Source organism: Pseudomonas sp. NPDC088885, from assembly GCF_044750025.1.
GTDB classification, from domain to species: Bacteria; Pseudomonadota; Gammaproteobacteria; order Pseudomonadales; family Pseudomonadaceae; genus Aquipseudomonas; species Aquipseudomonas rustica.
In genome coordinates this window covers 1-2,216 of sequence record NZ_JBIVJB010000219.1, presented here as the reverse complement: position 1 = coordinate 2,216, position 2,216 = coordinate 1, and the positions used below count along the sequence as shown (strand labels likewise).

The window sequence follows — 2,216 nt, the reverse complement described above, 5'->3', positions numbered from 1 at the left end:
TTGACCACGTCCGGGTTGTACGCGTGATATTCGCCACCGTGGACGAACTTCAGCAGACCGCCCTGCTGGATCGGCTTGCGCGGACTCCAGGCTTCGCTGGCGAGTGCTTTCTGCTCGGCTTCGATGTCGACAAAACGCGCACCCTTGATGCGGCTCGGCACGCCACGGAAGCTCAGGTCGCAAACTTCTTCGGACAGGCCGATCGCTTCGAACAATTGTGCTCCGCGGTAGGAGGCGATGGTCGAAATACCCATCTTCGAGAGGATCTTCAGCAGACCTTTGGTGATGCCTTTGCGGTAGTTCTTGAACACCTCATAGAGGTCGCCCAGCACTTCACCGGTACGGATCAGGTCGCCCAGCACTTCGTACGCGAGGAACGGATAGACCGCCGAGGCGCCGAAACCGATCAGCACCGCAAAGTGATGCGGGTCACGGGCGGTCGCGGTTTCAACAAGGATGTTGGAATCGCAACGCAGGCCTTTTTCGGTCAGGCGGTGGTGCACCGCACCGGTCGCCAGCGAAGCGTGGATCGGCAGCTTGCCCGGGGCGATATGGCGGTCGCTCAGGACGATCTGGGTACGACCGGCGCGCACGGCTTCTTCAGCCTGATCGGCAACGTTGCGGATCGCAGCTTCGAGGCCAACGCTTTCGTCGTAGTTGAGGTCGATGATCGCCCGTTCGAAACCCGGACGGTCGAGGTTCATCAACGAGCGCCACTTGGCCGGCGAGATCACTGGCGAGCTGAGGATCACGCGCGAGGCGTGTTCCGGCGACTCCTGGAAAATGTTGCGCTCGGCACCGAGGCAGATTTCCAGCGACATCACGATCGCTTCACGCAGCGGGTCGATCGGCGGGTTGGTAACCTGCGCGAACTGCTGACGGAAATAGTCGTACGGCGTGCGCACGCGCTGCGAGAGCACTGCCATCGGCGTGTCGTCGCCCATCGAGCCCACGGCTTCGTAGCCTTGCTCGCCGAGCGGACGCAGGACCTGATCGCGCTCTTCGAACGTGACCTGATACATCTTCATGTATTGCTTGAGCTGATCGACGTCGTAAAACGCCGAACCGTGATCGTTGTCTTCCATGGTCGCCTGGATGCGCAGAGCGTTCTTGCGCAGCCATTGCTTGTACGGATGACGGGACTTCAGACGGTTATCGATCGCGTCGGTGTCGAGGATCTGCCCGGTTTCGGTGTCCACGGCGAAGATCTGGCCAGGGCCGACACGACCTTTGGCAATCACGTCTTCCGGCTTGTAGTCCCACACGCCGATTTCCGACGCGAGGGTGATGAAACCGTTGGTGGTGGTGACCCAACGCGCCGGGCGCAGACCGTTACGGTCGAGCAGGCACACCGCGTAACGACCGTCGGTCATTACCACGCCGGCCGGGCCGTCCCACGGCTCCATGTGCATCGAGTTGTACTCGTAGAACGCACGCAGATCCGGGTCCATGGTTTCAACGTTCTGCCACGCTGGCGGAATGATCATCCGCACGCCACGGAACAGGTCGATGCCACCGGTGACCATCAGTTCGAGCATGTTGTCCATGCTCGAGGAGTCAGAACCGACACGGTTAACCAGCGGGCCGAGTTCTTCCAGATCCATCAGATCGTTGCTGAACTTGGTGCGCCGGGCCTGCGCCCAGTTGCGGTTACCGGTGATGGTGTTGATCTCGCCGTTGTGGGCGAGGAAGCGGAATGGCTGAGCCAGCGGCCATTTCGGCAGGGTGTTGGTGGAGAAGCGCTGGTGGAACACGCAGATCGCGGTTTGCAGGCGCTCGTCACTCAGGTCTGGATAAAACGCGGCCAGATCGGCCGGCATCATCAGGCCTTTATAGATGATGGTTTTGTGCGAAAAGCTGCAGATGTAGTGGTCGGAGTCGACGGCGTTGGACACCGACGAACGACGACGCGCACTGAACAGCTTCACGGCCATGTCCTGATCGCTCAGGCCTTCGCCGCCGATGTACACCTGCTCGATTTGCGGCAGGCGCTCAAGGGCCAGGCGGCCGAGGACGCTGGTGTCGATGGGCACTTTGCGCCAGCCGATCAACTGCAGGCCTTCAGCGAGGATCTCGCGGTTCATGTTTTCGCGAGCGGCTTCGGCCTTGGCCGGATCCTGGTTGAAGAAGACCATGCCCACCGCATATTGCTTGGGCAGCTCGACGCTGAAGGTTTCCTGGGCAATGGCTCGCAGGAACGCGTCAGGCTTCTGAAT

The 2,216-nt window shown here is 60.9% G+C and carries 1 protein-coding gene; it reads right to left on the bottom strand.

From position 1 onward, the window contains the following. The coding region (gene gltB, locus ACIP1X_RS28665) for a glutamate synthase large subunit (RefSeq protein WP_400755949.1) at positions 1-2,216 on the bottom strand (2,216 nt) is incomplete at both ends.